The sequence below is a fragment of the Novacetimonas maltaceti genome (genome assembly GCF_002906255.1).
Classification (GTDB): domain Bacteria; phylum Pseudomonadota; class Alphaproteobacteria; order Acetobacterales; family Acetobacteraceae; genus Novacetimonas; species Novacetimonas maltaceti.
Genome location: NZ_POTC01000098.1, coordinates 1 through 4,856 on the forward strand (window position 1 = coordinate 1; position 4,856 = coordinate 4,856).

General features: G+C 63.1%; 3 protein-coding genes and 1 pseudogene. 2 read left to right on the forward strand and 2 right to left on the reverse strand.

What is annotated here, in order from left to right:
- Positions 1-7: 7 nt before the first annotated feature.
- Positions 8-439, reverse strand: a complete 432-nt coding sequence (locus KMAL_RS17050; RefSeq protein WP_025825773.1) for a DUF6088 family protein — start codon at positions 437-439, stop codon at positions 8-10.
- Positions 440-553: 114 nt separating this feature from the next.
- Positions 554-835: an HU family DNA-binding protein gene (locus tag KMAL_RS16010; protein ID WP_269448780.1), complete on the reverse strand. Its 282-nt coding sequence runs from the start codon at positions 833-835 to the stop codon at positions 554-556.
- A gap of 190 nt (positions 836-1,025) precedes the next feature.
- On the opposite strand from KMAL_RS16010, the gene KMAL_RS16015 reads away from it, so the two are divergent.
- A complete protein-coding gene (locus KMAL_RS16015) occupies positions 1,026-4,406 on the forward strand; it encodes a strawberry notch-like NTP hydrolase domain-containing protein (RefSeq protein WP_110096476.1) in 3,381 nt (1,126 codons plus the stop codon).
- Between the two features lie 75 nt (positions 4,407-4,481).
- A pseudogene (locus KMAL_RS16020) lies at positions 4,482-4,733 on the forward strand (DNA primase); the annotation flags it as partial.
- Positions 4,734-4,856: the final 123 nt, after the last annotated feature.

Consider the following 4,856-nt stretch of genomic DNA (forward strand, 5'->3'; position numbering starts at 1 on the left):
GAGCAGATCAGGCGTAAGGCTTTTCAAACCGCGCCTCAAGATTTCGATAGCGCAGCTTCCGGTTGAACCGGCTCTGGACTTCGAAGACCGGATTGGCCTGAACCTGTGTCGTGCGCCCGTTATTGTATTGTCGGACCGTATCGGACTCCCGCCAGTCGACCTTCAGTTTGCTGAGAGTCTGACGCACGGCTCCATCGAAGCCGCCGCGGACGGCAAGCATCGGCCGACCAGTCAGGCCGTTCGTTTTTACGCGGGCATAGACCCCGTAGCCCAGACGCGCGATCTCGCCTTCGACAATGAGCTGTCGAAGGGCTCTTTTGACACTGTTATATTCGCCGAGATCGGCGAAGTCACGCGGCACGAAGACGTCGCCGCGCGCGCGGCGAATGCGTGTCTTCAGCCGCTCTTTCAGCGTTCTGGTGCGACGTAGCTGGGTCATGATGACCTCAATGGACCTCCCTGATGGTCCTGCACAGTAACAGAAACAGGACATTCCGATCCACAAAAATAGGACATCCTCCTGTTTGACGGGACCACCGGGGAGGGAGTGTTTTCAGCCGTTCAGCGCGTCTTTCAGGGCTTTGGCAGGTGTGAACGACAGCTTGCGCGACGCCGCGATCTGGATCTTGTCGCCGGTCGCCGGATTGCGTCCCTCGCGGGCCGGCACGTCCTTCACCTTGAACTTGCCAAAATCGGGCAGCGAGATCTCCTCGCCCTTTTTGGCGGCAGCGGTCATCGCTTCCACGAGGGCGTCGAGCACCTTGCGGGTATCGGTCTTGCTGGCGTCGGTCGTCTCGGCGATCTGGTCGACCAGTTCTGAAATCTTCATGCGCAATGCCTTCTGTACGAATGGTTCAGGCGTGAGCCTCACAGAACCGTTACGGGGAGATTGTGGCGGCTTCAAGCCCCATGCTGTCCCCGTTGGATGGGGCGGGGAGGGAGAGGGCTGTTTTGGGCCGGGTGGTTCCGGCGCGGGAGAGAGGCGTGCCGGGACCGTTCCTCCTTCCCTCCCGGAGACCACCGTTATGGATTGCCCTGTCACACCAACTCCCGACCTGCGGGGTTTTGCCGCCGCGGGGTTGCTTTTGTCCCACCTCGAACGCGGGGAGACGCTCGACGCCAGCCGACTGCGTCACGCCATGGAAACCGCCTTCAACGCGGCTGATGCAACGGGCGCATGGGACTGGAAGATGGCCTATGACGCCGCCGAGGCCGCGTCCGTCCTGTTTCTGCGCCGCTACGGACCGGCCCTTATGACCAGCGCATCCGACGACGTGGATCTGCTGGCCCGTATCACGCGTCTGGCGTCCCTTCTCCCCTCGCAGACGCGCCGCTCGGACGACAGCCAGACCTGGCAACAGTTCTCGACGCCGTTGCCGCTGGCTTTCTGCCTTGCTCGTGCGGCAGATATCGGGCGCGGCGAGCATGTGCTGGAGCCCTCCGCAGGAACCGGTCTTCTGGCCGTCTTCGCCGAACTGGCGGGTGCGGCCCTGACCCTCAATGAATACGCACCGGGCCGTTCCGACCTGCTGACCGCGCTGTTTCCGGCAGCCCGCCTGTTCCGGCATGACGCCGCCCAGATCCACGATTATCTGCCCGAGAGCGCTCAGCCGGATGTCGTCATCATGAACCCGCCCTTTTCTGCGACGGTCCATGTGGCGGGGCGGGCGCCTGACACGACGTTCCGGCATATCGCCTCCGCACTCGACCGACTGAAGACCGGTGGGCGGCTTGTCGCCCTGACCGGTGCGTCCTTCTGCCCCGACAACCCGCGATGGACCGATGGCTTCACCACTCTGCAGGCCAAGGCACGTCTGGTGTTTTCGGCCGGCGTGGCAGGGCATCTGTACCGGCAACATGGAACGGCTGTCGAAACGCGGGTCCTGGTGTTCGACCGCATACCCGCTTCCGAACCCTCGCATTTTGTCGCGGCCCGTGGCACGGCTACCGATTTTCCGACGCTGCTGGGCTGGATCACCGGTGATCTGCCGTCCCGTCAGCCACAGGCGCACCAGTCGTCGGCAGTGTCACGCTCTGCTGCTCTCTCCTCGCCTCGCACCGTGCGGGGCTATCTCGGGCGCAAGGCAGCCGTCGCATCCCGCCAAAGGACGGTCTCGGAGATGCAGGGTGCGTTCCTGTCCTACGAGATCCTGCCGCCGGACGGAGACGGAACCGCGACGACACGTCTGTCTGACGCGCTCTATGAGGATTATCGCCTCCAGACCATCGCAATTCCCGGTGCGCGGCCACACCCCACCAAACTGGTCCAGTCAGCCGCCATGGCCTCGGTGCGCCCGCCCGGGCCTTCCCACAAGCCAACCCTCCCTGATGCCGTCATCCGTGACGGCCTGCTCTCTGACGCACAGCTGGAATCCGTCATCTATGCCGGCGAGGCCCATGATCGCTATCTGGCAGGTCGATGGAAAGCCGATCAGACATGGGATGTTCTCGCTCGTGTCGGTGAGGATGACCCCGACGGCGTCCGCTTCCGTCGTGGCTGGTTTCTCGGCGACGGCACCGGCACCGGAAAGGGCCGCCAGGTCGCGGGTATCATTCTCGACAACTGGCTCAACGGCCGCAGGCGCGCTGTCTGGGTGTCGAAATCCGACAAGCTTCTCGAAGACGCGCAGCGCGACTGGTCGGCGCTGGGGATGGAGCGGCTGCTGGTCACGCCCCAGTCCCGCTTTCCGCAGGGTAACGCCATCCGTCTGACCGAGGGCATTCTGTTCACGACCTATGCCACACTCCGCACGGAAGAACGCGGCGCGAAAGCCTCCCGCGTCCAGCAGATCGTCGAGTGGCTGGGCGCTGATTTCGACGGGGTCATCATCTTCGATGAAGCGCATTCCATGCAGAACGCCGCCGGCGGTAAAGGAGAGCGGGGCGATCAGGAAGCTTCCTTGCAGGGCCGTGCGGGGCTGCGTCTGCAACATGTCCTGCCGGACGCGCGGGTGGTCTATGTCTCCGCCACGGGTGCTACGTCGGTCCACAATCTGGCCTATGCCCAGCGTCTGGGCCTCTGGGGCGGAGAGGATTTTCCCTTTGTGACGCGGGCCGATTTCATCGCCGCCATCGAGGCGTGCGGTGTGGCGGCCATGGAGGTGCTGGCGCGCGATCTCAAGGCCATGGGCCTCTATGCCGCCCGCTCGCTCTCATACGACGGCGTGGAATATGAACTGGTCGAGCATCAGCTCACGCCGGAGCAGATCCGCATTTATGATGCTTTCGCACGTGCGTTCATGGTCATTCATAACAATCTCGACGCCGCCATGCAGGCCGCCAATATTACCGGCACGGACGGTACGCTGAATCGTCAGGCCAAGGCGGCAGCACGGTCTGCCTTCGAAAGCACCAAGCAGCGCTTTTTCAACCATCTGATCACGGCCATGAAGACCGTGACCCTGATCCGCTCGATCGAGCGCGATCTGGCCGAAGGCCACTCCGCCGTCATCCAGCTTGTCTCCACAGGCGAAGCGCTGACCGAACGCAGGCTGGCGGAGATCTCGCCGGAAGACTGGAATGATCTGCGGATCGACGTGACCCCGCGGGAGTATGTCCTTGGGTATCTGGAACATTCCTTCCCGGTTCAGCTTTATGAGCCCTATAGCGATGGGTCTGACCATGTGTATTCGCGGCCAGTGTTTCATGACGGCAAGCCTGTCCTGAGCCGCGAGACCGTGGCCCGGCGTGATGCGATGATCGAACAGCTTGCCGCACTCCCGGCACTGCCCGGCGCACTCGACCAGATCATCCAGCATTTTGGCACGGACTCTGTCGCCGAGGTGACTGGCCGCTCGCGCCGCGTGGTGCGCAAGGGGGACCGGCTTGCCGTGGAAAGCAGGCCAGCAGCGGCCAGCCTGATCGAGACACAGGCATTCATGGATGATGCCAAGCGCATTCTGGTCTTCTCGGATGCAGGAGGTACTGGCCGGTCCTATCATGCCGAACTTTCGGCTGCGAACCGCCGTCTGCGCGTACACTATCTGCTGGAGCCCGGCTGGAAGGCCGATGCTGCCATTCAGGGCCTGGGGCGTACCAACCGGACCAACCAGGCGCAGCCGCCCCTGTTCCGACCGATCGCCACGGACGTGAAGGCGGAAAAGCGTTTTCTTTCCACCATTGCCCGAGCGCGTGCTTGGCCGGCGCGTGCCCGTGGCGTGGGCCACGAGTGCCAGGGCGACTGGCAGTCTGTCGCTGTCCGGGCAGGACGCGCGCGCTGCACTGCTGGACGGTGGAACGGTCCTCCAGCTGGCCGAACGGATGCAGGTGCGGCGGGTCCGGGTTATGGGGCGCATGCGTATCGAACTGACCGGTTTTACCGAAGGGATGCGGGAACGGTTGCGGGCCTATGGCCTGTTTTCGGAAATCATCTCGTGGTCATTACGGTTTTTCGTGCCGGTCGATGAGGTCGGGGATAAGGTTCTCGAACGACTGTTCGAGACATGGCCGATCGAACGCGTGACGGAAAGGGAGGCGGCATGATGGCGGATCATGATGCGCGGGATCTTTCACGTCGCCTCTCCGAACAGGCGGAGGCGGTGTGCCGTCAATACCTCTCTGCCGGACGGCGGCATGGCAATTACTGGCTGGTCGGCGACGTGCGCAATACACCGGGACGGTCGCTCTATGTGCGCCTGCATGGTCCCTCGGAAGGGCGGGGCGCGGCTGGTCGCTGGACCGATGCCGGCACGGGTGAATTCGGCGATCTGCTCGATCTGATCCGTGAGACTGTTGATTTTCACTGAGAACTGACCCGGGTTTTTCATCAGGAATTGACCCAGCCAGATGCTATTTCAGGCACAGTCGGGCGGGCGGTCAAGAAGAGGATCTGTCCTTTCTGTTTTTTGACGCGGCGG

Bases quoted from the DNA above. Each gene is read 5' to 3' on its own strand.
- KMAL_RS17050 (WP_025825773.1), bottom strand. From the start codon at position 439: ATGACCCAGCTACGTCGCACCAGAACGCTGAAAGAGCGGCTGAAGACA.
- KMAL_RS16015 (WP_110096476.1), top strand. From the start codon at position 1,026: ATGGATTGCCCTGTCACACCAACTCCCGACCTGCGGGGTTTTGCCGCC.